General features: G+C 52.1%; 22 protein-coding genes and 1 pseudogene. 9 read left to right on the forward strand and 14 right to left on the reverse strand.

What is annotated here, in order from left to right:
• Positions 1 to 17: 17 nt before the first annotated feature.
• Complete coding sequence (locus AC3CB2_RS15980; protein WP_352934258.1) at positions 18 to 893, reverse strand: DMT family transporter; 876 nt, start codon at positions 891 to 893, stop codon at positions 18 to 20.
• 118 nt (positions 894 to 1,011) lie between these two features.
• Between AC3CB2_RS15980 and AC3CB2_RS15985 the strand changes: the two genes are divergently transcribed.
• Complete coding sequence (locus tag AC3CB2_RS15985) at positions 1,012 to 2,397, forward strand: aminotransferase-like domain-containing protein (protein WP_352934262.1); 1,386 nt, start codon at positions 1,012 to 1,014, stop codon at positions 2,395 to 2,397.
• Between the two features lie 8 nt (positions 2,398 to 2,405).
• Here AC3CB2_RS15985 and AC3CB2_RS15990 read toward each other — a convergent pair.
• The 6 genes and pseudogenes from AC3CB2_RS15990 to AC3CB2_RS16015 all read right to left on the reverse strand — a co-directional run.
• Positions 2,406 to 2,819 (reverse strand): annotated as a pseudogene (locus AC3CB2_RS15990) (DUF4166 domain-containing protein); the annotation flags it as partial.
• Between the two features lie 12 nt (positions 2,820 to 2,831).
• Positions 2,832 to 4,070, reverse strand: a complete 1,239-nt coding sequence (locus AC3CB2_RS15995; RefSeq protein WP_352934263.1) for a saccharopine dehydrogenase family protein — start codon at positions 4,068 to 4,070, stop codon at positions 2,832 to 2,834.
• Positions 4,067 to 4,525, reverse strand: a complete 459-nt coding sequence (locus AC3CB2_RS16000) for a thiol-disulfide oxidoreductase DCC family protein (RefSeq protein ID WP_352934265.1) — start codon at positions 4,523 to 4,525, stop codon at positions 4,067 to 4,069. The genes AC3CB2_RS15995 and AC3CB2_RS16000 overlap by 4 nt, the downstream gene beginning before the upstream one ends.
• Before the next feature lie 76 nt (positions 4,526 to 4,601).
• Positions 4,602 to 5,246 (reverse strand): DUF1062 domain-containing protein, encoded by a 645-nt coding sequence (locus AC3CB2_RS16005; protein WP_352934267.1) that lies wholly within the window; start codon positions 5,244 to 5,246, stop codon positions 4,602 to 4,604.
• A 454-nt stretch (positions 5,247 to 5,700) separates the two neighbouring features.
• A complete protein-coding gene (adhE, locus tag AC3CB2_RS16010) occupies positions 5,701 to 8,370 on the reverse strand; it encodes a bifunctional acetaldehyde-CoA/alcohol dehydrogenase (protein ID WP_014284119.1) in 2,670 nt (889 codons plus the stop codon).
• A 533-nt stretch (positions 8,371 to 8,903) separates the two neighbouring features.
• Positions 8,904 to 9,542, reverse strand: coding sequence for a pseudouridine synthase (locus tag AC3CB2_RS16015; RefSeq protein ID WP_352934269.1), 639 nt, complete (start codon positions 9,540 to 9,542; stop codon positions 8,904 to 8,906).
• A gap of 152 nt (positions 9,543 to 9,694) precedes the next feature.
• Between AC3CB2_RS16015 and AC3CB2_RS16020 the strand changes: the two genes are divergently transcribed.
• The gene (locus AC3CB2_RS16020; RefSeq protein WP_014284117.1) at positions 9,695 to 10,054 is read left to right on the forward strand and encodes a cupin domain-containing protein; all 360 of its coding nucleotides are present in this window, start codon (positions 9,695 to 9,697) and stop codon (positions 10,052 to 10,054) included.
• Positions 10,055 to 10,242: 188 nt separating this feature from the next.
• Positions 10,243 to 10,524: an SCP2 sterol-binding domain-containing protein gene (locus AC3CB2_RS16025; RefSeq protein ID WP_008552794.1), complete on the forward strand. Its 282-nt coding sequence runs from the start codon at positions 10,243 to 10,245 to the stop codon at positions 10,522 to 10,524.
• A 62-nt stretch (positions 10,525 to 10,586) separates the two neighbouring features.
• Here AC3CB2_RS16025 and AC3CB2_RS16030 read toward each other — a convergent pair whose 3' ends face one another.
• On the reverse strand, positions 10,587 to 11,234 hold the full coding sequence (locus AC3CB2_RS16030; RefSeq protein WP_014284115.1) for a TetR/AcrR family transcriptional regulator: 648 nt from the start codon (positions 11,232 to 11,234) through the stop codon (positions 10,587 to 10,589).
• A gap of 148 nt (positions 11,235 to 11,382) precedes the next feature.
• On the opposite strand from AC3CB2_RS16030, the gene AC3CB2_RS16035 reads away from it, so the two are divergent.
• A complete protein-coding gene (locus tag AC3CB2_RS16035) occupies positions 11,383 to 12,138 on the forward strand; it encodes a response regulator transcription factor (protein ID WP_352934272.1) in 756 nt (251 codons plus the stop codon).
• 254 nt (positions 12,139 to 12,392) lie between these two features.
• A complete protein-coding gene (locus AC3CB2_RS16040; protein ID WP_352934274.1) occupies positions 12,393 to 13,145 on the forward strand; it encodes a hypothetical protein in 753 nt (250 codons plus the stop codon).
• Here AC3CB2_RS16040 and AC3CB2_RS16045 read toward each other — a convergent pair.
• From AC3CB2_RS16045 to AC3CB2_RS16070, 6 genes are all read right to left on the reverse strand, one after another.
• A complete protein-coding gene (locus AC3CB2_RS16045) occupies positions 13,131 to 13,556 on the reverse strand; it encodes a Fur family transcriptional regulator (RefSeq protein WP_037038169.1) in 426 nt (141 codons plus the stop codon). The two genes, AC3CB2_RS16040 and AC3CB2_RS16045, sit on opposite strands and share 15 nt — an antisense overlap.
• A 16-nt stretch (positions 13,557 to 13,572) precedes the next feature.
• A complete protein-coding gene (locus tag AC3CB2_RS16050) occupies positions 13,573 to 14,388 on the reverse strand; it encodes a metal ABC transporter permease (protein ID WP_008552780.1) in 816 nt (271 codons plus the stop codon).
• Positions 14,381 to 15,148, reverse strand: coding sequence for an ATP-binding cassette domain-containing protein (locus AC3CB2_RS16055; RefSeq protein WP_425328955.1), 768 nt, complete (start codon positions 15,146 to 15,148; stop codon positions 14,381 to 14,383). Before AC3CB2_RS16055 ends, AC3CB2_RS16050 begins: the two co-directional genes overlap by 8 nt.
• A 161-nt stretch (positions 15,149 to 15,309) precedes the next feature.
• Positions 15,310 to 16,494, reverse strand: a complete 1,185-nt coding sequence (uxuA, locus tag AC3CB2_RS16060; RefSeq protein WP_352934277.1) for a mannonate dehydratase — start codon at positions 16,492 to 16,494, stop codon at positions 15,310 to 15,312.
• A 59-nt stretch (positions 16,495 to 16,553) separates the two neighbouring features.
• Positions 16,554 to 17,318, reverse strand: coding sequence for an FCD domain-containing protein (locus AC3CB2_RS16065; RefSeq protein ID WP_352934280.1), 765 nt, complete (start codon positions 17,316 to 17,318; stop codon positions 16,554 to 16,556).
• A gap of 13 nt (positions 17,319 to 17,331) precedes the next feature.
• Complete coding sequence (locus tag AC3CB2_RS16070; RefSeq protein WP_352934282.1) at positions 17,332 to 19,131, reverse strand: glycoside hydrolase family 2 protein; 1,800 nt, start codon at positions 19,129 to 19,131, stop codon at positions 17,332 to 17,334.
• A gap of 656 nt (positions 19,132 to 19,787) precedes the next feature.
• Here AC3CB2_RS16070 and AC3CB2_RS16075 point away from each other — a divergent pair.
• The 4 genes from AC3CB2_RS16075 to AC3CB2_RS16090 are packed head-to-tail and all read left to right on the forward strand — an operon-like array spanning position 19,788 to position 25,592.
• Positions 19,788 to 20,312 carry a TRAP transporter small permease gene (locus tag AC3CB2_RS16075; RefSeq protein ID WP_014284108.1) on the forward strand — a complete coding sequence of 175 codons (525 nt, stop codon included), beginning with the start codon at positions 19,788 to 19,790 and terminating at the stop codon, positions 20,310 to 20,312.
• Positions 20,313 to 20,323: 11 nt separating this feature from the next.
• The gene (locus tag AC3CB2_RS16080; RefSeq protein ID WP_352934284.1) at positions 20,324 to 21,646 is read left to right on the forward strand and encodes a TRAP transporter large permease; all 1,323 of its coding nucleotides are present in this window, start codon (positions 20,324 to 20,326) and stop codon (positions 21,644 to 21,646) included.
• Positions 21,647 to 21,698: 52 nt separating this feature from the next.
• Positions 21,699 to 24,098 carry a glycoside hydrolase family 31 protein gene (locus AC3CB2_RS16085; protein WP_352934286.1) on the forward strand — a complete coding sequence of 800 codons (2,400 nt, stop codon included), beginning with the start codon at positions 21,699 to 21,701 and terminating at the stop codon, positions 24,096 to 24,098.
• Positions 24,099 to 24,113: 15 nt separating this feature from the next.
• The gene (locus tag AC3CB2_RS16090; RefSeq protein WP_352934288.1) at positions 24,114 to 25,592 is read left to right on the forward strand and encodes a mannitol dehydrogenase family protein; all 1,479 of its coding nucleotides are present in this window, start codon (positions 24,114 to 24,116) and stop codon (positions 25,590 to 25,592) included.
• Positions 25,593 to 25,670 lie beyond the last annotated feature (78 nt).

Below are 25,670 nucleotides of genomic sequence, written 5' to 3' on the forward strand. Positions count from 1 at the left end.
CTGTTCTCGATCCTCATTCACACATACTTCTTTGCGCCAACAACGCATCCTACAACAACTACTGTGGCTGCGATCATCATGGACGAGATGCTTTCCTGAAGCAGGAGAGCGGCGAGCATGAGGCCGAAGAAGGGTTGCAGGAGCATAAGCTGGCCGACACCGGCGGCTCCACCAATGGCCAGCCCGCGATACCAGAAGATGAAGCCCACCAGCATGGAAAATATGGAGACGTAGGCCAGTCCGACCCATGCTTTGGAGGTTATCGGCGGAAACTCTGCAGGCAGGCTCGTGATGGATGCGATTAGCATCACCGGCAGGGCCAGCACGAGCGCCCAGGAGATGACCTGCCATCCGCCCAGTTTTCTGGAGAGCGTTGCGCCTTCAGCATAGCCTAGTCCGCATACGATGATTGCGCCGAACATGTAGAGCGAGCCAAGCAAGGAACCTTCTCCGTTTTGCGAAAGGGCAAAGGTGGCGACTGCAAGGCTGCCCACACCGGAAAACACCCAGAACAGAGGCTTTGGTCGCTCGCCTCCTCTCACCACCGCGAAGATCGCTGTTGAGAGAGGCAGAAGGCCCATCAGAACGAGCGACTGTGCTGCTGTCATTTGCTGCAGGGCCAGTGACGACAGCAGCGGGAAACCGATCACCACACCGAGTGCCACAACAGCCAGGGATGTGAGATCCTGCCGTTTTGGGAGTGGTTGGCGCATCAGCCCAAGAAACGCAGTTGCAAGAAGCGCGGCGATGACGGCGCGTGTGCTAGTCAGGAAAAATGGCTCAAAACCGCCGACTGCAACGCGTGTTGCGGGCAGTGAACCGCTGAAAATGATAACGCCGAGCAGGCCGTTGCCCCACCCGGCGGAGCTGCGCTGTGCCAGTGATGCTTGCATGAGATCCCTCCGTTTTTTGCTTTTTTACCGAGGAGGGGCTAGGCACAACAGCCACAAAACAATACAATTACAGCAAACTGTACTGCTACAATCATCGATACAGCAGGTGAGATGTAAAATGAGTTATGGGCAGCAAACACAACGTGTCATGCAAGCGGTGCGCAGCAAGATCAGCAGCCGTGCTCTGGAGCCGGGCGAGAAACTGCCCAGTATTCGTGGCTTCGCCTCGACCATGAATGTCTCGCCCTCGACGGTGGTGGAAGCCTATGACCGGCTTGCGGCAGAAGGCATCATCTTTGCCCGCAAAGGTTCCGGGTTTTATGTTTCGCCCAAGACACAACCTTTTACCGTTTCCGAGATCGGGCCGCTTCTGGACCGTGAGATCGATCCTTTCTGGGTTTCCCGTCAATCACTGGACACTGGCGTGGATATGCTCAAGCCCGGATGTGGCTGGATGCCCGCGGACTGGATGCCGAATGCCTCGCTGCGCAAAGCTATCCGTAATCTGAGCAAGGCGGACGATCATCTGCTTTCAGATTATGCCAGCACGCGCGGAGCGGCTAACCTGCGCCGCCTGCAAGCCCGTCAGTTTGCAGCTGAAGGGATTGAGGTTGATCCCAACCAGATATTGCTGACAGGCTCTGCGACCCAATCCATCGATCTGGTGTGCCGCCTGCTGCTACGCCCCGGAGACAAGGTGCTGGTGAGTGATCCGTGTTACTTCAATTTTCAGGCGATCCTGAAAGCACATCAGGTGGAGATTGTGAGCATTCCCTGCACCAGAACAGGTGTGGATTTTGACGAGTTTGAGCAAGCAATCATCGAACATAAGCCGCGGTTCTATATCTCAAACTCGTCCCTGCACAACCCAACGGGTGTTACTCTTTCCCCGCAGTCTGCGCATAAGATCCTGACGATTGCCTCTCGGCATGATCTCATCCTTGTTGAAGATGATGTGTTTGCTGAGTTCCTGCCAGAGACCACACCTCGCCTGACTGCTCTTGGTGGGTTTGATCGTGTCATCCGTCTGGGCAGCTTCTCCAAAACCCTCTCTGCTTCCGTGCGTTGCGGCTACATCGCTGCAAGGCCTGACTGGGTTGAGGCGCTGATTGATCTGCAAGTCGCAACTAGCTTCGGTGGGCCAAGTCCGATCGCGACTGAACTGATCCATTCCTGTCTGAGTGATGGCTCTTATCGCAAGCACATGGAAGCCCTTCGCCGCCGCCTGGCCAAAACACGGCGCGAGGTTTCCGCCAACCTAGCCGAACTGGGTATCCAGACCTGGCTGATGCCGGAAGGCGGATTTTATCTTTGGTGCTCTCTGCCGGAAGGCATAGATTCAGCTGACCTTGCCCGGGCAGCTCTGCAGGAAAACATGGTGCTCGCCCCCGGCGACGTTTTCAGCCCAACCCAATCCATGGGCCAGTTCATGCGCTTCAACGTCAGTCAAATGGGCAACCCCATCACCTACGAAATCCTCGCGGACGTGATGTGTAATCTTTGATGGTGCTCTCAGCTCTGCACAAGAGGCTCCAAGGTCCCTTTGTAGGATACGATATGATCGACAAATGGAGCTGAGATCTCGACATCGAAAGAAAAACTGCCATCTTTTTCTTCTTCAAAGGTATTTCCGTGCGGCAGCAAAAAGCTCGGCATGGGGATTGAGTAGAGTGACCAGCGACGCGGAATAAAGCGCAGTTTTCCTTCTTCCAAAACAAGCGCCAAAGCGACTTTCACAGGTCCAAACTGCTCAACCATCAAATGACTGTTTTTGCCGGAACCTGCTTTTAGAGATGACTTGAATGTCTTCCCATCGAAAGTTCTGACCCACTCCTGCCCACCTTCTGCTGGCAACTGAGTAACGCTCACTGTTGCTGCCTTGGTGGCTTGAGGAAAGCCGAACATCCGCCCAATCAATCTTGCAAAAAATCCCCTACCTCAACGAACTTCGGCTCGCCCCTGCCAAGTCTGCTCACTCTCCACGCTATGAAACGCCTTAAGAGGAGTAGGAAGACAATCAAACGCAGAGCCAAGGACTTGCCTAAACGGTGTCTTCTCATCTTGCAGCTGACGAAAACCCATGGTTATCGGCCTATTTTCAAAAAGCCGAGCATAGTCACTCAGCTCCAGCTCTTTGGTAGCTGATCTCGCACCAATCTTGGGATTATCGCCAGCAAGCATTTTGCGAATGACAGCTTCGATCGCCATAGAAGGGATATATGGGCCATCATCTCCCTCAGCGAGCATATGCCACGACTTTTCTGTAGGTTTCCCTTCCGCTGAGCCGTGTACATGGATAAACATGCCGCCTCGATGTTCTCCATGCTTAAGCAAGTTCAAAACCCTGTAAAAGAGCGGTGACAGTGGCTCAAATGAAGGAAGTTTCAGAGCTGCCCGTGCATGCGCCATCCAGTTCAACATTCTATGCAAAATCTCTGGGATTGGACCGGCCCCCATCCAGATCGACTGCATTGTTGGATGTTCCGGTGGCAGCACTTGAAGATCAGGTACATCTACGAGCGAGAAATGGGTATTTCTTAAAGGGAGCTTTCCTGGGACAGCGATGGTGTAGCGCAGTGTCTCGGCCAATCCGATTGCTTGGTACCGTTTGCCATCACGAAACAGCGTGATGGGAGACCCAGCATATCCGACTACAGCGCGCATAACATTGAGGCCGACACCTGCGTACGGAGAAGGTGCAATGCCACCTGTAACTCTATGGATCTCCATGGACTTTGAAAGCTCCCGGAGAACGCTGGCGGTCAACACGGGAAAGCTGCTCACTCCTGAAATCACAAAGATCCCGGCAGCTTTCGCCTGATCATCGAACTTAGAAACACCAAAAACAAAGTCTGCGGCATCTGCAAAGTCGAGATAGTTCACTTTCGCCGACAAGCAGGCTTCAATCGTCGCATACTTATCGTTTCCATAGGCCTGAAAAGGCCCTGAAGCATCGATGACAACATCAGGCTGAAGTACCGGAAGCTGCGCTCCAATTTCAGCGCGGTCCAAACCTAACGGCGTAAGGGTCGCATTACCGCTGTGTGTTTTGCAAAACTCTTCCGCTTTCTTTTGATTTCGACCGCAAATGACAACTTCAAGATCTTCAATATCCAAGAGTAGCTCAGTTAGGCGTCCACCAAACACACCGTAGCCACCCAGCAATAAAATTTTCAAAGTAATAGCCTTCTTCTTAGTTCCGGATCTTGCGTGGAACACAAATCAGTTCTGCCGAAAAATTTGTAACGATTGCGGGCAACGGCACCATACATCCTGTCTCGCAATGGCTTTGGCAAGATCATCAAGATACGGAGCGCTTTCCATATTCTTCCTAGGCGTTCTCCAACATGCACCAATGCATCAAGTGATGTGTATGCAGTTCCATTTTCCAGATATAGCCACGACGACGGATTGGCCGGATCAAGCCCATAATGTGATGCTAGTGCCTCTCCCAACTTGGACTGTAGCGGAATAATCCTGAACTCCTGATTTCGGTCGTTCTTTGCTATCCAGGCAGCACCTTTAGCGCAAAGGCCACAGCTGGCATCCATAACAGATACGGGCCCTTGATCTGGGAAAGGCGGGATACTTGCATCATCCCGATAAGAAAACTGGCGCTGCTTTATTTCCATAGTGAAAACCTAGCATCATACCGACATCAATGTAATGAAAAACCCCGGAGCTAAGCTCCGGGGTTGGTTGGTTTGGTTATTCAACGGGTTCGAGGTTGAACAGGGTGGTGTTGAGTTGGGGTTGCAGGGGGTGGTTGGCTGCGAGGTGGAGGTTGATGATGGTGGCGTGTTTGGGTGGTTTCTTCAGTTGAAGAGGTGTTCCATTGTCACCAGTGAGATTGCCTTGTTTGGCGAAGGTTTTGAGGGTGTTTCTTGAGATATTGAGTTCCTGGGCGAGCAGTCTGTCCAGACGGAGGCTGACTGGCAGGTCCAGGTTCAGGGTGATTTCAAGATGTGCCCACTCCCCGGCTTCGCCTTCCACGATTTGCTTATGAACTGCGATTGCTGTTTCCTTTTCACTTGGTGCAGCAACCGCAGGCAGACCTGTCCGGTCAAATGCGAGTTTGCGGATTTGATGCGGGCAGTTGATTTGCAGGGCTTCCATCAGGTCAGGTGCGATTTGCTTGCGGGCGCGGCGTTCAAAGATTGGCCGGTTCCACGTGGCATCGCAGGCTTCACACTTATAGATGAGCCAGGCATCCAGCTTGGTGCCGTTGGCGTTCAGGCGGAACTTGCCTGATGGCTTGAAAGGCTTGAGGACACCGCAGGTCTTACAAGGAATGACTGGGCGTGGTGGGTTTTCTGGTTGAAGTGTCCAGACGCATTTAAGCGATTTCGACATGCTTTATGATTTCCACTTGTCAAAAAGCGGATGCGCAGCATGACGCCGTTACAGCACACGGTAAGGCTAAGGATTTTATAGAAAGCAGCGCGCAAAAAAGCGCATGGATAGTGCCAGAAATCACGAGGCCAAACCGGTCTCATGCCACCATCCGCGCAACAGAAAGCGCGCCGCAAAAGGATATCTCTTGCGGAACAATGATAGACTAAAAGAGACCGGTGATTACATAGGCAAAATTGATTTCTCGCGTTGTTAAACTAGGCGAACAGCCCTAGCAAAACACGCCCATCAGTTGAAGAGGCTTTGAACACCGCAGAAGTTTCCTATGGCTGCCTGTTGCTTTGCCGCAACTTTTACTCAGGGTTGAGTCAGGGGCCTTCAGAGGCTGACATGCAAAAACCCCGGAGCTCCGCCCCGGGGTCTTTTTTCGAGCCGCAATGTGTGCTTGCGGGAATTAAGCTTTGGCTTTAGAGGCCTTCTTTGCTTTTTCCTCTGCAAGAACAACCACATCCTCCGCGCGGCCCTCTACATAGACGCGACCGTAGTAACCATCGAGAAGGAGTTGTTTGATCTCATCGATCAGTGGGTAGCGTGGGTTTGCTCCGGTGCACTGATCATCAAACGCTTCTACTGCGACTTCGTCGAGCTTTGCCATAAACTGCTCTTCAGTGATGCCCAGATCTTTAAAGCCTGCTGGGATCTCAAGAGCTTTCTTGACGCTTTCTACCCAAGCCACCAATTTTTCGACCTTTGCGTCGCGGTCGTCGCCAGGTGTGGTCAGACCGAGGTGGTCTGCGATGTCACCGTAGCGGCATTTCGCTTGCGGACGGTCGTACTGAGAGAACGCAGTCTGCTTGGTTGGGTTGTCGTTTGCGTTGTAGCGGATCACGTTAGAGATCAGCATCGCATTTGCCAGACCATGCGGCACGTGGAAGGCAGCGCCTACCTTGTGAGCGATAGAGTGGCAGACACCCAGGAAGGAGTTCGCGAAGGCTACACCAGCGATTGTTGCGCCGTTGTGAACTTTCTCGCGAGCGACTGGGGATTCTGCGCCCTTCTCGTAGCTTTCAACCAGGTTCTCTTTCAGAAGCTTCAGAGCCTGCAGGGCCTGACCGTCAGAATATTCGTTGGCCAGAACAGAGACGTAAGCTTCTGTAGCGTGGGTGATGGCGTCGATACCACCGAATGCGGTGAGAGACTTCGGCATGTTCATGACAAGGTTCGCATCAACGATTGCCATGTTTGGTGTCAGCTCATAGTCCGCGATTGGGTATTTCACGCCGGTTTCATCGTCGGTTACCACTGCAAATGGGGTAACTTCAGAACCAGTACCAGAAGTGGTTGGGATCGCGACCATCATGGCCTTTTCACCCATTTTCGGGAACTTGTAGATACGCTTGCGTATATCCATGAAGCGCAGTGCAAGATCAGCGAAGTCTACTTCTGGGTGCTCGTACATGACCCACATGATCTTCGCAGCATCCATTGGAGAACCACCACCCAGAGCAACAATCACGTCTGGTTTGAAGGTCCGGCACAGTTCTGCACCTTTGCGAACGATAGACAGGGTTGGGTCTGCTTCCACTTCGTAGAAGACGTCGGTTTCCATGCCCATGCTCTTCAGGACACGAACGGTTTCATCAGTGTAGCCGTTCTTGAAGAGGAAGCCGTCGGTTACGATCAGCGCACGTTTTTTGCCTTCAAGGTCACCCAGTGCGATTGGCAGACAACCGCGACGGAAGTAGATGGATTCAGGCAGTTTGTGCCACAACATGTTTTCTGCTCGCTTCGCAACGGTCTTCTTATTGATCAGGTGCTTCGGACCAACGTTCTCACTGATGGAGTTACCACCCCAAGAGCCGCAGCCCAGGGTCAGAGATGGAGCGAGAGAGAAGTTGTAAAGGTCGCCGATACCGCCGTGAGATGCTGGGGAGTTGACCAGAATACGCGCGGTTTTCATGCGACGGCCAAACTCTTTGACGCGGTCTTCGCAGCGGTCCTGATCTGTATAGAATACAGAGGTGTGACCGATACCGCCCATGGCGACCAGCTTCTCAGCAATATCACAAGCCGCATCAAAATCTTTGGCTTTGTACATTGCCAGAGTTGGAGACAGCTTCTCGTGAGCGAATGCTTCTGCTTCGCTTGCTTCTGTCACTTCACCGATCAGGATCTTGGTGTCAGCAGGAACTTTCACGCCAGCCATTTCAGCGATTTTTGGAGCAGGCTGACCAACGATTGCTGCGTTGAGCGCACCGTTCTTCAGCAGAACATCCTTCACAGCCTGAAGCTCTTTGCCTTTCAGGATGTAACCTTTGTGGGTTGAGAAGCGTTCTTTCACCTGCTCGTAGATATCTTCTACAACGATGACAGACTGCTCAGATGCACAGATCACACCGTTATCGAAGGTTTTAGACATCAGCACAGATGCGACCATACGTTTTACGTCTGCAAACTCGTCTACGACCACAGGTGTGTTACCCGCACCCACGCCGATTGCCGGCTTACCAGAAGAATAAGCAGCCTTCACCATGCCTGGACCACCGGTCGCAAGGATGAGGTTGATTTCTTCATGGGTCATCAGGGCATTGGAGAGTTCAACAGTTGGAACGTCAATCCAGCCAATGATGTCTTTTGGAGCGCCTGCTTTGATTGCAGCCTCAAGGACGATGCGTGCGGCCTCGTTGGTTGCAAGCTTGGCGCGTGGGTGCGGGCTAAAGATAATGCCGTTGCGGGTCTTCAAAGAGATGAGTGCTTTAAAGATCGCGGTAGAAGTTGGGTTTGTGGTTGGAACGATACCGCAGATGATGCCTGTCGGTTCTGCAATGGTGATTGTTCCGAAAGTTTCATCTTCAGACAGGATACCGCAGGTCTGCTCATCCTTGTACTTGTTATAGATGTACTCAGATGCGAACTGGTTTTTGATAACCTTGTCTTCCATGACGCCCATACCGGTTTCTTCAACCGCCATGCGGGAGAGCGGGATGCGGGCATCGGCAGCGGCCAGTGCTGCTGCGCGGAAGATCTTATCTACCTGTTCCTGAGTGTATGTTGCGTAGATTTGTTGTGCTTTTTTAACCCGAGCAACAAGGGCGTCTAATTCTTCGCGATTAGTGACAGGCATTTTCTTCTCCGTAGGCAAGAACCGAAGCAGAAACGTGACAGACTATCGGTATTTGTCACAAAACAGTTCAGGGGAGGAAGCTGCTCTTCTGTTCGACACGGATATTATTGGGTCACATTCTACTTTAGGCGCATGACATAAGTCAAAAATCAGAGATATATGAATAGGATGTCATAAAACTCGGCTGCTGGCGGGCCACTTTTACGACTGATTTTGTGATGAGGCGCCAACTTGTCATTTATTGCATAGCATTGCATACAGTTTCAGACACCCCAAACTGTGATATTCCATTTTTATTTCAGATAGTTAAGTAGAGACGCAAAGACACCCCTGGAGATACATTTCAGCGTCTTTGACTTTTAGGACAAGTTATCTGACCTAAACTGCGACAAAGTCGCATTCCGCCAATATTTTACCGGTAATTTCACCTAGTGCTTGTGAATAGTGCGCTGCGGATGCAGAAAACACGAAGATACACGTATGTAATGTGACTCATTTTTACAAATTTGGTGAGTCTGGGGTGTAATTACGGATTACAGATCCCAGAACGGGCAGGATGCGGTGAAGGTGTTGTACTCACCACCGATTGGGTGTCGTAGTTCCAGCGTCTGAGCGTGAAGATGCAAGCGCTCAGAGAATGACAGCGCCTCCCCTTGCGCATAGAAGCGATCCCCTACGATCGGGTGCCCCAACTCCAGCATGTGCACACGGAGCTGGTGTGAGCGTCCGGTGACCGGCATGAGCTTGACCAGGGTTGTTTGCTCTTCGCGGTTGATGACTTCCCACTTGGTGAGAGCAGAGCGGCCCAGTTCATGATCTACCATCTGCTTAGGACGGTTTGGCCAATCGCAGCGAAGAGGCAGGTCAACCTCCCCCTCATCATCCCTCAGGTGTCCCCATACGCGCGCAATATAGGTTTTGCGTGTCATGCGCTTTTCGAACTGGAGGCCCACGTGGCGGTGTGCGTCTTTGTTCATAGCCATGACCAGCAAGCCGGAGGTGTCCATGTCCAGTCTGTGGATGGTGGTCGCTGTTGGGTAGATCGACTGCGCGCGGGTTTCCAGACAGTCCTTATGCTCTTCCACACGGCCCGGAACACTGAGTAGCCCGCTAGGCTTGTTAAGCACCAGCAGTTGCTCATCCTGATGGACAACATCAAGAAATGGCTCCATGGGCGGTGTGTATATGAAAGGGGCGCTAGGACTGTTCATGGGGCGCTTATAGCGGCTTGCCTGCAAACGTCAACGCATGTCCTTCCGTCTATGTTGCGCTGCCTGATAGCTGCCCCATATATCGTGCAGTATTCTATATTGATGAGGTTCCTATGATTGGTAATTTTCTTTCTGAGTTTGAGAAGGTCACTGATTACTGGTCACCGCGCGTTGTGGCGCAGGTGAATGATCAGTACGTCAAAGTCGCGAAGATCAAAGGAGATCTCACCTGGCATAAACACGATGATGAGGATGAGCTGTTCTACGTCGTGCAAGGTAGCGTCACTATTGAGTATGAAGGTGAAGCGGTGACACTCAACAAAGGTGACTTCCATGTGGTGCCAAAGGGAAGGATGCATAACCCTGTTGCAGAAGAAGAATGCTGGATTGTGCTGGTGGAACCCGTCGCAACAAAGCACACTGGTGATGTGGTGACTGAGAAGACAAAATCACTGGAAGATCAGTTGGCGTGACGCCCCTACTAAGGCAGCATGGGTAATCTGGAATAAGCGGAATCTGATCTCTTTACATTGAAGGCATGCTGGATTACGCTTACGTTAACAAGATGCCTGATGCGTAATACGTAGCGCGCTATGTAAACACTCTAGGCATCTGCCTGACTTTCGCAAACACTGTAATTTAGCAGATGGAGGGAACAAATATGAGCATGGAAGCAATTTTGAATGACCTGAAAGGCCGCGTTGAGTCCAGCGACTTTGACAGCTCAATCAAGTTTGACTGCGGTGACGAAGGTATTCTCGTGATTGATGGTAACTCCATCTCCACAGACAACCAGGACGTAGATTGCACAATCGGCGTTTCCTTCGAAGATCTGCAGTCCCTGATCGCTGGCGATCTGGACCCAACTGCTGCATTCATGCAGGGCAAGTTCACCATTGATGGTGACATGAGCGTTGCAATGAAACTGAGCCAGCTGATCTAACAGCGGCTGCGACGAGATTGTGCATTCGGGCTACGTGCCCGGATGCCTCCATAGACGAAAGTCTACAAAGCTTCTTGCACTCTTTGCTCGAAAAGCTGCTGCAGAAACATCGCCCAGTGCTCGATGTAGTCTTGCTTATCTTCCTCTCTCATAAACAGACCATCCGACGTAATCAGACCCGTCATCATCTGACGTGATGCTGTAATGAGCGTGCGCGCTGTTGCCTGACTGATCTGATCACTCTCAAAGATTGCCAGAATTCGATCGTCAGTGACTTTAGCGAAGTTGTCGAAGGTGGGTTTGATGCGGCGGCGCAACGTATCTTCTGTTCGCGCTGCAACAAGAATTTCCATCATGGTGAGGTACTCAGGAGAGTTCGCCTGATTCGTCCACCATTTGATAGTTAGCTCAGAAATTCTGCTTTTATCCTCACCGATTTCGTTCAACCACTCCAAAGTTAGCCGAACTGATTTAGCGAGCAATCTTTCCAGAACGAAGACCATCAGATCTTCTTTAGTCGGGAAATGATGCTGCAGCGCACCCTGCGAAAATCTCGTCTTTTCCGTAATTTTCTTAATAGATGCACGGTGATAGCCAAATTCGTGCAAACAACTGATAGCGGCAAGGAGTATCTCCTTACGCATACGATCACTCTTCTCTGCCTGAGTAGATTTTCGCGTTTCGCCGGTATCTTGAAAAATATTTTTCATAGTGCCTCACATCAACGCTTGTAAAAAAACCATATGCATGTATTTTTTTCAAGAGATACGACGAAACACGTAGTGCATAGTTTAGGGAGGAGAAATTATGTATCGGGAGCGTCAGTCCACTGTTGGAACCCTAAGGGAGAAGGTTTCCATGCACACTGTTATTATTGGTGATCCACATCCGGCATTTTCCAGAGCACTTGCGAGCATCTACTCAAATGAGTGCCACGGCGTAAATGTACTTGTGACGAAGAGCTTTTCCGAGTTGCAGACTTGGGTAGAACTTCACCCTTCCGCAGTGGTACTTGTAAACCCTCGGATGAAGGGGGCACCTGGTCTCAGCACAGCGTCTACGCTTCTGGAGACCTACGAGATTTCCAGCCTTGTTATGTTGCTTGAGCAAGATAACCCAGGCCTTTCCGAATACTTCATCGCTCGCGGCGCAACCGCAGCAGTGCCTAAAACCGCTGACTTCTCAGTGTTCAAAGCTGTTCTGACCGGTGGCACCGTTGAAGTGACAACTGAAGCAGAAGATGCACAGAACGCGTTTGGCATCGACTTCTATGAGGGTCTTGCGAACCTGACACGCCGTCAGGCCACCATTTTGACCTACCTGAAAGAAGGCAAGCTGAACAAGCAGATCGCGCATGAGCTCGGCATTTCCGAAGCGACCGTGAAGCATCACGTTTCTGCGCTGCTGAGCACTCTGGGCTTCTATTCCCGCTCTCAGCTGGTGGCCATGATCAACGAGCTTGGCATCAACGTGGATTATCGTGGTGGCAACCGTAAAGCGGCCCGCGCGAAGACCAACGCACGTCGTGTGGCCAATGGCTACAAGATCGCCGGTGCCGGCGCTGGTGTGACACCAGCTTCCGCGCTGCAGCCGACATATGTTGCGGCTCCTTAAACCAAACTGACACACCCTGTGGCGAGAATGTCGCTCCCTCGCCGCAGTGTATTCTCCTTCCTTTTGCGGGCGTTACAGCAACGACAAGTCCAACAGTTGACGTTGCTGTAGCGCTCTTGCCACAGCAAACAGATTGTTTCTTCAGATTGACTGTTTGCGCTCTACACGCACTTGCCGTTACGTCAATTTTTCCTCATTATTGATTTTGCAGGCTCCCAAGGCCGGGCTTCAATCTTTAAGAGGACTAGGAAACTGTGCAGCCAAGCGATTTTGCCAGTTTGAGCGACCTTGAGGTCATTTGGAGCGATCACGGCGGAACCTGTCCGATCCCCACACGCACCCTTGTTGCTTCCGATTTGCTGTTGAGCATCGGCCCTTCACCTGACAGAGAGTTTGATCAGACGTTCCAGCGCATCTCCGGCGCACTTGTGCTTGCCTATGGAGATCCGCTGTACAACGGTGGTCTGCGGATTGTTGATGAGGTCGCTGACCCAGAGCAAAGCCAGTTGAGCCTTGTGTTTTCCTCCAAACACCAGGGGCATTTCAACACGGTCAGCCATGAAGCCTTCTACAACAATGAGAACGCGCTTTATGTGCCGTTCCGCAATCTCAGCGAAGTGCATCCGGAAGATGATATTGAAAGCCTGTTTGGAGACTATTCACCAGGCATCTTCCTCAGATATGTGGTGAGCGAGCGTACGCGGTCATTCCCAGATATGCTGGCGCGGCTTGCTGAGCGAGCAACTGGGCTACAGGTGTGTAGCAAAAACCGCTCTTTGCTTTTCTCCAGTCTGTCAGAACTTCGGCGCAAGTTACCGAGTGATCTTATTCTAGTCGATGGAAGTGGGTTTGGCGGACAGCCAGCTTCACGGCAGCAAAAGAAGCCCCTGCTCTACACGACCAACTGGATTTCCCGAGAACTGATTGAACCGTCCGAGCTGCATCATACTGAGAGTGAGGTGCCGAGTCTGTTTGATCTTAGGCGCCGGTTCTCACTCAGCTCCTGAGGTGTCTTCCGACTTTTCCTGACAAGAAGCGCAAGTGCCTTTGATCTCGATGGAGGTTGATTTGGCATCGAAGCCGTTTGCGCTGGCCCAGCCGCTCAGAATTTCAGCCACATCATTATCCGCAAACTCCAAAGCTTTGCCGCAGGTTTCACAGATGGCGAAGCCAACCATCTCGACTGCGTGGCAAGCTGGGTGAGCACAGGCAACAAAAGCGTTCATGCTCTCAAGGCGGTGAACCAAGCCAAGGCCGATTAGTTTGTCGAGAGCACGATAGACCTGCAATGGTGCGCGAAGTCCCTCAGTCCGGAGCTGATCCAGAATAGAGTATGCGCTCATCGGTGCATCTGAAGCACACAGCAGATCCAGAACCAGACGCTGATTTTTCGTGAGCTTCACTTCTGCAGTTGCCATTGCCACTTCTTTCACCCTATTGCCCTCGCTCCTTTCCCAATACCCCGTTTAGGAGGCGAGATGCAAACAATGATAGCAGAAATAAACAAAGGCTGGCCACGACGATAGACGGACCTGAAGCGCTGTCGAACTGCAATGAGCCTTCCAACCCCAGAACAACACTCGCGACACCGATGACTGAGGAAGCAACAGCCATCTGCTCCGGTGTTCTTGCAAACCAACGCGCAGTCGCAGCTGGGATGATCAGCAAAGCGGTGATGAGCAGAACACCGACGATCTTCATTGCGATGGCAATGATGGCTGCCATCATGACCATGAAGATGAGCTGCGTCAGGTCTGGATTGAAACCCTCCGCTTCTGCCAGTTCACGGTTGACTGTTGAAGCTAGCAAAGGGCGCCAGAGGAAGTACATCAGGCCAAGGATGACTGCTGCGCATGCGTAAATAGCGATCACATCTTCATTGCCAACAGCGAGAATGTCTCCGAAGAGCAACGAGAGCAAGTCAAACCGCACGTGGCTCATAAAGGCGATCAGCACCATGCCGAGCGCCAGAGCGGAGTGGGAAAGTAATCCCAGTAGCGCATCCGTTGAGAGCGAGCCTCGCTTTTGCAGGATGAGCAGGCACAAGGAAACCGTGACCGTAACGGCGAGCACACCGAGCATCAGGTTGATGTTTAAAAGGAACGCGAGCGCGACACCCAGCAATGCTGAGTGGGACATGGTATCGCCAAAATAAGCCATACGGCGCCAGACAACGAAACAACCAAGCGGACCAGCAACCAAGGCCAAACCAATACCTGCGAGCATGGCTCTGAGAATGAAATCATCCATGATTGCAGCAGTCTCCCGAGTTCCCCTTGGACGGAACGATTGTGCCGTCAGCCTTGTGGCTGTGGTCGTGATGATGGTGGTAGATCGCCAAAGACTGGGAGGCTGGATCACCGAACAGCTGTTTGTACGCATCTGAGGCGGCGACCTGTTCTGGTGCGCCGCTACAACATACGTGGCCGTTGAGGCAAACCACCGTATCCGTCTGCGCCATAACCACGTGCAGATCGTGTGAGATGAGCAGGATACCGCAGTTCAGCTCCTCACGGATTTTGAGGATCAGATTGTAAAGTGCAATCTCACCAGAGTAGTCCACGCCCTGCACAGGTTCATCCAGCACCAAAAGGTCTGGCGTGCGCAGGATTGCACGGGCAAGCAAGGCTCTTTGATATTCCCCACCAGACAATTGCTGCACATTGGAATCTATGAGATGAGAGATGCCTGTCTTTTCCAGCACCACGTCGATCTCGGCCTTCGACGGTTTGGCTGTCAAGCTCATCAACCGGCGGACGGTGAGCGGCATGGTCCAGTCGATTGCAAGCTTCTGCGGGACGTAACCGACCTTGAGGTTCGGCTTGCGTTTGATTGATCCGGCATCAGCTTTCAGCACGCCCAGTGCCGTTTTTGCAGTTGTGCTTTTGCCAGCACCGTTTGGTCCGATGAGCGTAACGATCTCGCCGGACTTCACATTTAATGAGACGTTCTGAATCAACCAGCGGCCTTGCCGTTTGATCCCAACTCCATCCATTTCAATCAATTGCACGATAGGCACCTCAACTCGTCGCGGGCAGCACCACGAAGGGGATGGCATTTATATGTTACGTAATAATATAACACAAATAAAATATTCGTTGATTTCACAATGGCACAAAAAAGCCGGAGCAATGCCCCGGCTTATCTGATGTTTGATTGCTGAAAGTTTGCTTAGGCTGGCTCACGCATTGCGCGGACTGCTGTCTCCACCCCTCGCAGTTCGGCCAAACCACGTAGTCGGCCAACTGCGGGATAGCCCGGTGCGGATTTCATCTGCAGGTCTGACAGCATCGCATGGCCATGATCCGGGCGGAATGGGATCAGATCATCTGAACCTGCTGCTTTTCTGCGCTCTTCTTCATCCACCAACGCAGAGATCACGCCAACCATGTCAACGTCGCCTGTCAGGTGATCAGCCTCATGGAAGGAAAGCGGGTTCTCCTCGCGCTTGGTTGCGCGCAGATGCACGAAGTGAATACGGTCTGCATAGCGCTTCACGATGCCTACAAGATCATTATCAGCCCGAACACCCAGAGAGCCAGTGCAGAATGTAAAGCCGTTTTCAGGAACATCGACTGCTTTCGAAATATACTCGTAGTCAGATTCAGTGGAACACACGCGCGGCAAACCAAGCAGTGGGCGTGGCGGGTCATCCGGGTGGATGGCCATAACGGCACCGGCTTCTGCGCATACCGGAATGACTTCCTTGAGGAACAGCGCAAGGTGTTCTCTCAGCTTATCGGCATCGATGCCCTCATAGCGTTCCAAATGAGCGCGGATGTCTGCTGTGGTGTAGGACTCTTCCGAACCTGGCAGGCCTGCGAGGATGGTTTTGACAAGACCGTCCTTATCTTCCTGCGTCATTCCTTTATACGCGGCAGTTGCGCGAGCGAGTTCTTCCTCTGAGTACTCATCCTTTGCATTTGGACGCTCAAGAATGAAGATATCGAAGGCTGTAAAGATATCCGCATCAAAGCGCAGGCATGTGGCTCCTGTTTCCAACTCATACGCCAGATCGGTGCGGGTCCAGTCCAGAACGGGCATGAAGTTGTAGCAGATCTTAGTGATACCGCAGGTCACCAGATTGCGGATGGATTGCTTATACGTCTCAATGTACTTTTGAAAGTCACCGGTACGCGTTTTGATGTGCTCGTGTACCGGGATACTTTCAACAACAGACCAGACGAGACCCGCAGCTTCAATCTCATCTTTGCGCTTTTGAATTTCTTCAACTGGCCATACTTCGCCATTCGGGATGTGATGGAGAGCGGTGACAATGCCCGTTGCCCCTGCCTGCCGAACATCTGCGAGAGTGACCGGATCGTGTGGGCCATACCAGCGCCAAGTCTGTTCCATGTTTAGCTCTTTGCTTTTCAAATTTTGGGGCCGGAGCCCGGTTTAACATTTCATGTCGGTTATTTTTTTAGATCGTTCACCGCAGCCAGCGGGTCCGTATCAAACAGGTACGCATCGAATGACGGGTCATCGACGTCAGAAAGTTCCAATAGTGTCATGCGTACATTCTCAAGGTGTTGCCACATGGCTTGCCGGGCCATTTGCGGATCGCGGCACTGCAGTGCTGTCAGGATTGCCTGGTGATCGTCCAACCACTTCTTCTGATAGCCTCTGTCGAAAATGCGCTGATGTAGCTGCTCCCACATGCGGGAGCGCTTGCGAAGCGTCCAAAGGTGCTCAACGGACTCAGTCAGAACCGAATTTTGGCTCGCCTGTGCGACCAGACGGTGAAACTCTTCATCGGCCTTGTGACTTCCTGAACCGGATTCGATCTCATCCCGTTCTTTGGCCAATGTTTCACGCATCTGGATGATGTCGGCTTTGGTCGCCATTGTGGCGGCAAAGGCCGCGATGTTGCTTTCGAGAAGCTGGCGGGCCTGCAGCAGCTCGAATGGGCCAATGTCCGTTTCCAACGCACTGTCCGGCGTGACATCCCCCGGGAGGCGGAGGACATAAGTGCCGGACCCTTTGCGCACATCCACGAGACCCTGCACTTCAAGCATGATCATGGCATCTCTGACCAACGACCGGCTCACGCCCAAATCCTCAGAAATCTTGCGCTCTGTAGGGAGCTTGTCACCAATGACAAAGGCACCGTTCGCCAAATCGCGAACCAGCTCTTCTGCCACATCCTGATAACGTCTTCTGTTCGGGTCTAATGTCATGATGCAATCCAGATCAGTTTTTCGCTTTCAGCTCTGCATAAAAATCTGCAAGAAGTTTGAAGGCTGTTTTCTTTGTTTTCTTGTCTGAGGCTATCAGGCCTTTGCGGTTCCAGCCCTGCTGGAACATGTTTTGTCGGCGTTCCACACGGAAATCATAGAGAATCCACGGCGAGATGCCCTTCACGAATTCTCGCTGACGCAAGGTGGCAATCTGCTTGCGATAGACCTCGGCCATGTAACTCTCGCTGAAGAAGCCCTCCTCCAACTTGCCGTCGCCGATGTAACCATCTGCGCCAGTTTCGGAAATAACAACGGGCTTACCGGGGTCGGAGTTGTCGAGGAAGTCGATCAGGTCGTCGAAGTTCTCCTCATACCAACCATAGTACTCGTTAATGCCGATCACATTGATGTGCTGGCTCAGGCGATCTTCGATGCGGTTCTTGGTGTGGTTTACGAGGCAAGCGGCTGAGCTCAGGCGCGTCGGGTCCATATCTCTCGCGGTATCCACCAGATGCTTCATGAAGGAGAGACGTTCGTCTGTGTCTGGGTTTTCGTTCCCAACAGACCAGATGACGACAGAGGCCCTATTGCGGTCTCGCTTGATCAGCTCCTGAAGCTGGTTGCTGGCGTCTTTAAGGGTGTTCGGGTTCTTGAAGTCGATTGCCCAATAAACCGGGATCTCTTCCCAAAGCAGAATGCCTTCCCGGTCTGCCATTTTAGCAGCGCGTTCGTCGTGCGGGTAATGGGCAAAGCGCATGAAATTGCAGTTTAGCTCTTTGGCATGCTGGAAGCGACGCTCCAGATCTTCATCGCGCAGCACTTTGCCAGTGAACTCGTCGTCTTCATGGACAGAGATACCGCGGAAGAAGATCGGTTTTCCGTTCAAGAGAACATCTGCGCCGATTTGCTCAATCTGGCGGAAGCCAATCTGATCTTCAATGCGATCTGCGTCGAGAGTTACAGATACGCTGTAAAGGCGAGGGTTTTCTGGTGACCAGAGTTCTGGCTTGGCTGGAATGGTCAGCTTGCCGAAACCGTCATCGTCGACAGAGACTTCAACTTTGATGCCCAGCTCTTCCAGTTCAACAGTGACAGGAGCCTTATCTGGTCCATCCACTTGCAGCTCAACCGCGATTTTGTCGTAGGAGCTATCAGGAACCAGATAGACGAAGAAATCTGAAATGAGCGTTTTTGGGGTTCTGTAGAGTTCTACATCCCTGTAGATGCCACCGTAGTTAAACCAATCGGTATTGCGCATGGGCACACGGTCGAGTGTGCGAGCGTTGTTGACACACAGCATCAACCAGTTACGGCCCTGCTTAGCATGCCCGGTCAGCTCAACGTTGAATGGGGTGGAGCCACCATAGTGGTTGCCGAGGAACTCTCCGTTGAGGAACACCTTACAATCATACTGAGCGGCCCCTATTCTCAGGAACAAGCGTTCATCATCAGGCAGCTCGTCCAGATCCAGCGGACGCGTGTACCACGCACTGCCTTCAAAGAAGTACCACTTATCTTTGAGCATAGACCAGCAAGATGGGACCGGAACGGTTTCACCTACATATGGGTCGTAGTCGTATGGTTCTGTTTTTTCTTCCGGGGCTTCAGGTGTGAAGGAAAACCACTTCTGGCGCAGTCCTGTGTCCAGTAGGTCGACGCAGAAGTTCCATTCTCCGTTCAGCGACTCAGCCTTACGGCCACCAGTGAAGATCAAGGTGCTGCTGTTCAGATTCTGCGTGTTGAAGGGGACGTCGTAGTCCTCATCATGCAGGCAAGCCAGGCCGTTGTCGGCACCTTCCATCCGCTCAAGCATCACTGATCCTCATTGACCAATACCGGTTTCGTCTTTCTTGGGACATCAGTCCAAGTTGGTCGACCTATTTATGCACCCTCCAGATGACAGGGAACTTTTGCTTTTGAATTGCAAACCTCACCAACAGGACACTCTTCCACTCATTGAGCTGCGAATGCTCCTTCTGATGGTCAGCAAATCGTCTGCCGTTACTCTCAACCTACTGTATTCAAAAGATTAAATACCTGATTGAGAGCTTTTTCCCACCTCCTCCGGGTTTGCACATACCTTTCAGCAATCTACCAGTGGTTGGTGCTCGGGTAACCTCTTCATCTTTCTTAGGAATCAAGAGGCCAGCACCGGACCGGCAGTTTTGTTGAAAGGTGAAGAAAGGAGATCAACCAAACCTCTCTCCACACATGGCACATTTCTACAAAACTGCGACATTGTCAAACCATTTTATCATATTGGTTGACCAATAATCAAAAATCAGCAATTAATTGGGAGAGAGGTAATTTAATTGGATTCATTGGATATCCGTAGATCTGCAGATCTCCAGCTGAAACCCTCTCACGAATTCAATAGTTCCTGAACAACCCCTCAGGAGAAATTGGTCGCCCACTGCAGATTCTTTCTGCATACTAAGCCCGCGCCCTCACCTAGATTAGGGAGTTAAAATGCAAGCGCTGACCAAAATAGTTAACACGATCCTGAAGGCCGTCACCGTGTCGGTTTTTGTGGTGCTCGTGGTGTGTGTGGTTTGGCAGGTTTTCTCGAGATACGTTCTTGGAACCCCAAGCACAGTGACCGATGAACTCGCTCGTTTCATGTTTATGTGGATCGGCCTGATTGGTGCGGCCTATACGCTCGGAATGCGACGACACCTGGCAATTGATCTGCTGACCGGCTCTCTGACCGGCAAACGGAAACTGCTTTCAGATTACTTCATCGTTCTGGCGATCGCCTTCTTCTCAGGCGTCGTCATGCTTTATGGCGGTGGGCAACTGGTTATGAAGACGCTCGCCAACGGGCAGGTCTCCCCCGCTCTCCGTGTTCCAATGGGCTACATCTACGCAGCCATCCCGTTCTCCGGCGGCATCATGCTGTTCTACTGCGTCGAGTTCTTCCTTGGTCTTGTTAACGGCACAGGTACAGGTCCAAACGACCAGATGCCTGACGCTGCTGATACTGCTGCTAAATAAGAGTAAGTCTGATGGAATTTTTAAGTAGTGAGCTTCAAAGCGGTCTTATTCTATTTGGTGTGTTTGGCGTTCTGGTTACGCTTGGTGTGCCGATTTCCTTTGCCATCGGGCTGGCAGCAACGGCGACGATTACCTTTCTGATCTCTTTTGATCAGGCACTCTTTGTTGTTTCGCAGAAGATGGCGAGTGGCCTGGACAGCTTCACGCTGCTGGCGATCCCGTTCTTCATCCTTGCTGGTAACATCATGAACTCCGGCGGCATCGCGCGACGTTTGATTGAGCTGGCGAAGATCGTGGGAGGTCGGTTGCCGGGTGCTCTGGCACACGTCAATGTGCTGGCCAACATGTTGTTCGGCTCCATTTCCGGTTCTGCTGTGGCGTCTGCAGCTGCAATCGGCGGCATCATGTCTCCGCTTCAACGCAAGGAAGGGTATGATCCAGCCTTCTCCGCAGCTGTGAACGCGGCTTCTTGCCCAACGGGCATGCTGATCCCACCTTCTTCCACGCTGATCGTGTACTCTCTGATTTCCGGCGGCACCTCAGTCGCAACGCTGTTCGTTGCGGGTTATCTGCCGGGTATTCTGATGGGTCTTGGTGTGATGGTTGTGGCTGGCATTGTTGCGACGAAACGCGGTTATCCATTGATTCCGCTGCCGAGCTTCAAAGAGATCATCTTCAAGATTGCAGATGCATTCCTGCCATTGCTGCTCATCTTCATCATCATGGGCGGTATTATCGGCGGTGTATTCACCGCAACCGAGGCTTCTGCCGTCGCAGTGGTTTACACTCTACTGCTCGCTGTTGGTATCTACCGCGAAGTGAAGATCTCTGATCTGCCAACCATCATCCTTGAGAGCGCGATCACCAGTTCCATCGTTCTTCTGCTGATTGGCTGTTCCATCGGCATGTCCTGGGCAATGACCTTCTCTGACATTCCGTATGCGATTGGTGAAGCGCTGGCGAACGTCTCTGAAAATCCATTCATCATCATGCTGGTGATCAACATCTGCCTGCTGGTGATTGGTACCTTCATGGATATGACGCCTGCCCTGCTGATCTTCACACCGATCTTTCTACCTGTTGCGACTGAGCTTGGAATGGATCCTGTGCACTTCGGTATCATGATGACCTACAACCTATGCATCGGCATCATCACACCGCCAGTGGGTAGTGCGCTGTTCATCAGCTGCTCCGTGGGCAAGGTGGCTATTCAGGATCTGATCAAACCAATGCTGCCGTTCTATGCAGCGGTGATCTCCATCCTGATGCTGGTGACCTTCATTCCTGAAATCAGCCTGTTCCTGCCACGCGTCATTCTTGGCTATGGCGGATAACAGACAGATACCAAGCAACCATAACAACAACCCAATAACTGGTTGAAGTATAATGAAAACGCTTCGTAAGTGGTCCTATATAGAGACCGAACAGAACCGAGTTGACTTGCTCGTGGATGACAAGCACCTGCTCTCTCTGTTCGTTCTGGAAGACAAGCTTGTTCGGGTTCTTTTGCGCAAAAACGGAGAGTTCAGACAAGGACGGACCTGGTCCATCACACCGGCTGAAACGCCAATGCCGTTTGAAGGTCGGTCCCGTCTTTCTGTTGAAGGGTTCTCTCTTCCAGAGTTCAAGCAGGAGCTTACGGAGGATAAACTGGTACTGGAGACGCAGGCTTTACGCGTCTCCGTGAATACACCGCTTCAGATTATCTGGGAGGCGAAGAGCGAGGACGGATCTTATCAAATCATTGCCAGTGAGCGTCCAACAGGCGCTTACATGGTGGGTATGAAGGACAACAAGAACTCACACTTCTTCAGTCAGCCTGCGGATGATCGGATTTATGGGCTAGGCGAAAAAGCAGGCAACCTTTTGCGAAATGGCCGTCGCTATGAAATGCGCAATCTGGATGCGATGGGCTATGATGCGGAGACCACTGATCCGCTTTACAAGCATTTGCCATTTACATTGACGCGTACCGGCTCCGGTATCTCTTATGGTGTCTTCTACGATAATCTGGCGAGCTGCTGGTTCGATCTGGGAAACGAGATCGACAATTACCATCGGCCTTACAGATCATACCGGGCTGAAGATGGCGATCTAGATTACTACTTCATGCTCGGCCCTTCCCTGTTGGAGGTGACCAAGACGCAGGTTTGGCTGACAGGCAAGCACATCTTCCCACCAAAGTGGAGCCTCGGGTATTCCGGGTCCACCATGTATTACACTGATGCTGACAATGCGCAGGAGCAGCTGGAAGGCTTTGTGGACCTGATCAAGGAACACGCTATTCCATGCGACAGCTTCCAGCTTTCGTCCGGCTACACATCCATTGGCATGAAACGTTATGTGTTCAACTGGAACTATGAGAAGTGTCCTGATCCCAAGGCTATGACTTCTAAGTTTCTGGATGCGGGTGTGCATCTGGCAGCCAACATCAAGCCGTGCCTGTTGCAGGACCACCCGATGTATGAGGATGTAGCTGCGAAAGGTCTGTTTATTCGGGACAGTGAAGCCGATCAGCCGGAGCGATCGTTGTTCTGGGATGATGAAGGTTCTCACCTCGACTTTACCAATCCGGAGACTGTCAGCTGGTGGAAGGCGAATGTCACTCAGCAGCTGCTGGAGCGGGGGATCGGTTCAACCTGGAACGACAACAACGAGTATGAGATCTGGGATTTCTCAGCTCGTTGTCAGGGGTTTGGCGAGGAAATCGAAGTTGGGCTTATCCGGCCTTTGCATTCCTTCCTTATGATGCGTGCATCCTTTGAAGCGCAAGTTGAGTATGCGCCCGAGGAACGCCCCTACCTCATCTCCCGCAGTGGCTGCCCGGGCTTGCAGCGTTATGTTCAGACTTGGACAGGCGACAACCGGACGGGCTGGAACAACCTGAAATACAACATCCGCATGGGCCTCGGGCTTTCCATGTCGGGCATTTACAATGTTGGTCATGATGTTGGTGGGTTCTCTGGGCCTCGTCCTGATCCAGAACTATTTGCTCGCTGGGTTCAGAATGGTGTGATGCACCCACGCTTTACGATCCATTCGTGGAATGATGATGCCACCGTCAATGAAGCCTGGATGTATCCGGAAGTGACGCCGCTCATTCGCAATGCGATCCAACTGCGTCAGTATCTGATGCCTTACTTCTACACCATGCTGCACGACATGCATGTGATGGACGAGCCGCTGCTTCGCCCGACCTTCCTAGATCACGAAGGGGATGAGCGCACCTTTGCCGAGACGGATGACTATCTACTTGGCAAGGATCTGCTGGTTGCATCCGTGGTTGAGCAAGGCGCGACAACGCGTGCGGTTTATCTGCCGGATAATGGCGACGGATGGTACGAGTTCGATACAGGCGCGTATCACAAAGGCGGACAGACAGTCGTTGTTGATGCTCCCCTGGAACGCCTGCCACTGTTTGTGCGGGCTGGCACTGTTCTGCCGCTCGCCAATGCAACGGCAAAGAACACCACAGAGTGTGATCTGAACGCACTGGCGATCTTCCCATTCCAGGGAACAGGAAAGCGTGAGCTGGCTGTATTTGAAGATGATGGCATCAGTCATAAGTGGCTGGAAGGTGAGCACAGCACCTTGCACATGGTTCTCTCCAGCACTTCCGATGAGCAAACCTTAACTCTGTGCCGCAGTGGCTCCCTCAAGACTGATGAACGAGACCTCGCCGTCTTCATCAAAGGCCGCTCTCCAAATGCGCTGGTTCCGACTGTGGTCGTGAACGGGCAGCCGATTTCGAACGACACCCACTCTTTCTCCCTCAATGAGCTTTGATAAGGCCCACCTTCTATGACTTTTGAATTTCAAAAACTCGATCTCAATGCACTTCCAAGTGATGTTTCGGTGCCGTCTTATGACCGCGGATCATTGAAGCCACGCGTTGCTCATATTGGTTTTGGCGCCTTCGCCCGTGCGCACGTTGCTATGCATCTGCATGAGACACTTGCTGCCGATGGTGGTGATTGGGGCATGCGCGTGATCGAACTGTTCGGCACTTCCGATCTGTTTGATAAACTGGAGGAGAACGATCACCTCTACACACTGGTTGAGACCGCTGATGAAGGTACGAACACTCGTCTGCTTGGTGCGGTGTGTGAAACGCAGCATCTGGCGCGTGATGGTGTTGAGGCACTGATCAATGGTTTGGCTGAAGAACAGCTCAAGGTCATTTCACTGACAGTTACTGAGAAGGGTTACTGCGTTAAAAACGGGAAACTGGATCTCGACAATGCAATGATCCTGCAGGACCTCTCTTCCCCTTCGGTTCCAAAGACTGCGATTGGATTGATTGTTGCGGGTCTGGCTAAGCGTCGGGCACTTGGACATGGCCCGATCACCGTCATGTCCTGCGATAACCTGCCTCACAACGGTGTCCTTTGCGGTATCGCGGTTCGTGAGTTTGCTACGAAGCTGGATGCAGAGTTGGCGGCGTGGATTGAGGAGAATGTCTCCTTCCCTTCCACCATGGTGGACCGCATTGTTCCTGCACTGACGGACGAGTCCCGCGAGCTGATCCGTGAGAGTCTTGGCGGACAGGTTGATCTGAATGGCATCGTTTGTGAGCCGTTCCGTCAATGGGTTATTGAAGACAACTTCAAAGCAGGTCGCCCTCAATGGGAGCTTGCTGGAGCACAACTGGTTGCTGATGTGGAGCCATTTGAAGAAATGAAGCTTCGCACGCTCAACGGTTCTCACTCCTTCCTCGCCTATCTTGGCTTCCTTGCAGGCAAAGAGACTATTGCGGATTGTGCGGCGGATCCTGTGTTTTACGCTGAAGCGCGCAAGCTGATGGTGGATGAGCAGTTGCCAACACTGGATGTTCCAGGAGATGTGGATCTGGTGGCTTATGCAGACTCATTGCTGAAGCGCTATTCCAACTCCAAACTGAAACACCGCACCTGGCAGATTGCAGCCGATGGCACGCAGAAAATGCCACAGCGCTGGTTGAACTCCGTGAAGTTCCATTTGGCCAATGGGGGCAACTATCGCCATCTGGTGCTCGGGATTGGGGGCTGGATGAACTACATCCGCGCGGATCGTAATGGCGAAAGCTATGAGGTGGTTGATCCGCTTAAGGAGAAGCTTGCCGCAATCGTTGCCAATGATGGCGCTGACGAGACAATCTACGTCGATACTCTGCTTGCGTTGGATTCTGTGTTCCCATCTGAACTTGTTGCTAACGATGAGTTCAAGAAGGCAGTTCACAACGCCTATCGTGCAGTGGCAGAAAAAGGTGCCGCGCAGGCCGTAGCAGATTTGGCAGATTAGATTTCCCGGAGTTTTGCCTGGCACTAGCCGGGCGAGCACTCACTTTCAGGGAGAGATCAAAGGGTCGCTCCCACCACT

It is taken from the genome of Pseudovibrio sp. SCP20, from assembly GCF_057774105.1.

Coding starts and splice junctions, on each gene's coding strand:
- AC3CB2_RS15980 (WP_352934258.1), bottom strand. CDS start 893: ATGCAAGCATCACTGGCACAGCGCAGCTCCGCCGGGTGGGGCAACGGC.
- AC3CB2_RS15985 (WP_352934262.1), top strand. CDS start 1,012: ATGAGTTATGGGCAGCAAACACAACGTGTCATGCAAGCGGTGCGCAGC.
- AC3CB2_RS16000 (WP_352934265.1), bottom strand. CDS start 4,525: ATGGAAATAAAGCAGCGCCAGTTTTCTTATCGGGATGATGCAAGTATC.
- AC3CB2_RS16005 (WP_352934267.1), bottom strand. CDS start 5,246: ATGTCGAAATCGCTTAAATGCGTCTGGACACTTCAACCAGAAAACCCA.
- adhE (WP_014284119.1), bottom strand. CDS start 8,370: ATGCCTGTCACTAATCGCGAAGAATTAGACGCCCTTGTTGCTCGGGTT.
- AC3CB2_RS16015 (WP_352934269.1), bottom strand. CDS start 9,542: ATGGAGCCATTTCTTGATGTTGTCCATCAGGATGAGCAACTGCTGGTG.
- AC3CB2_RS16020 (WP_014284117.1), top strand. CDS start 9,695: ATGATTGGTAATTTTCTTTCTGAGTTTGAGAAGGTCACTGATTACTGG.
- AC3CB2_RS16025 (WP_008552794.1), top strand. CDS start 10,243: ATGAGCATGGAAGCAATTTTGAATGACCTGAAAGGCCGCGTTGAGTCC.
- AC3CB2_RS16030 (WP_014284115.1), bottom strand. CDS start 11,234: ATGAAAAATATTTTTCAAGATACCGGCGAAACGCGAAAATCTACTCAG.
- AC3CB2_RS16035 (WP_352934272.1), top strand. CDS start 11,383: ATGCACACTGTTATTATTGGTGATCCACATCCGGCATTTTCCAGAGCA.
- AC3CB2_RS16045 (WP_037038169.1), bottom strand. CDS start 13,556: ATGGCAACTGCAGAAGTGAAGCTCACGAAAAATCAGCGTCTGGTTCTG.
- AC3CB2_RS16050 (WP_008552780.1), bottom strand. CDS start 14,388: ATGGATGATTTCATTCTCAGAGCCATGCTCGCAGGTATTGGTTTGGCC.
- uxuA (WP_352934277.1), bottom strand. CDS start 16,494: ATGGAACAGACTTGGCGCTGGTATGGCCCACACGATCCGGTCACTCTC.
- AC3CB2_RS16065 (WP_352934280.1), bottom strand. CDS start 17,318: ATGACATTAGACCCGAACAGAAGACGTTATCAGGATGTGGCAGAAGAG.
- AC3CB2_RS16070 (WP_352934282.1), bottom strand. CDS start 19,131: ATGCTTGAGCGGATGGAAGGTGCCGACAACGGCCTGGCTTGCCTGCAT.
- AC3CB2_RS16075 (WP_014284108.1), top strand. CDS start 19,788: ATGCAAGCGCTGACCAAAATAGTTAACACGATCCTGAAGGCCGTCACC.
- AC3CB2_RS16080 (WP_352934284.1), top strand. CDS start 20,324: ATGGAATTTTTAAGTAGTGAGCTTCAAAGCGGTCTTATTCTATTTGGT.
- AC3CB2_RS16085 (WP_352934286.1), top strand. CDS start 21,699: ATGAAAACGCTTCGTAAGTGGTCCTATATAGAGACCGAACAGAACCGA.
- AC3CB2_RS16090 (WP_352934288.1), top strand. CDS start 24,114: ATGACTTTTGAATTTCAAAAACTCGATCTCAATGCACTTCCAAGTGAT.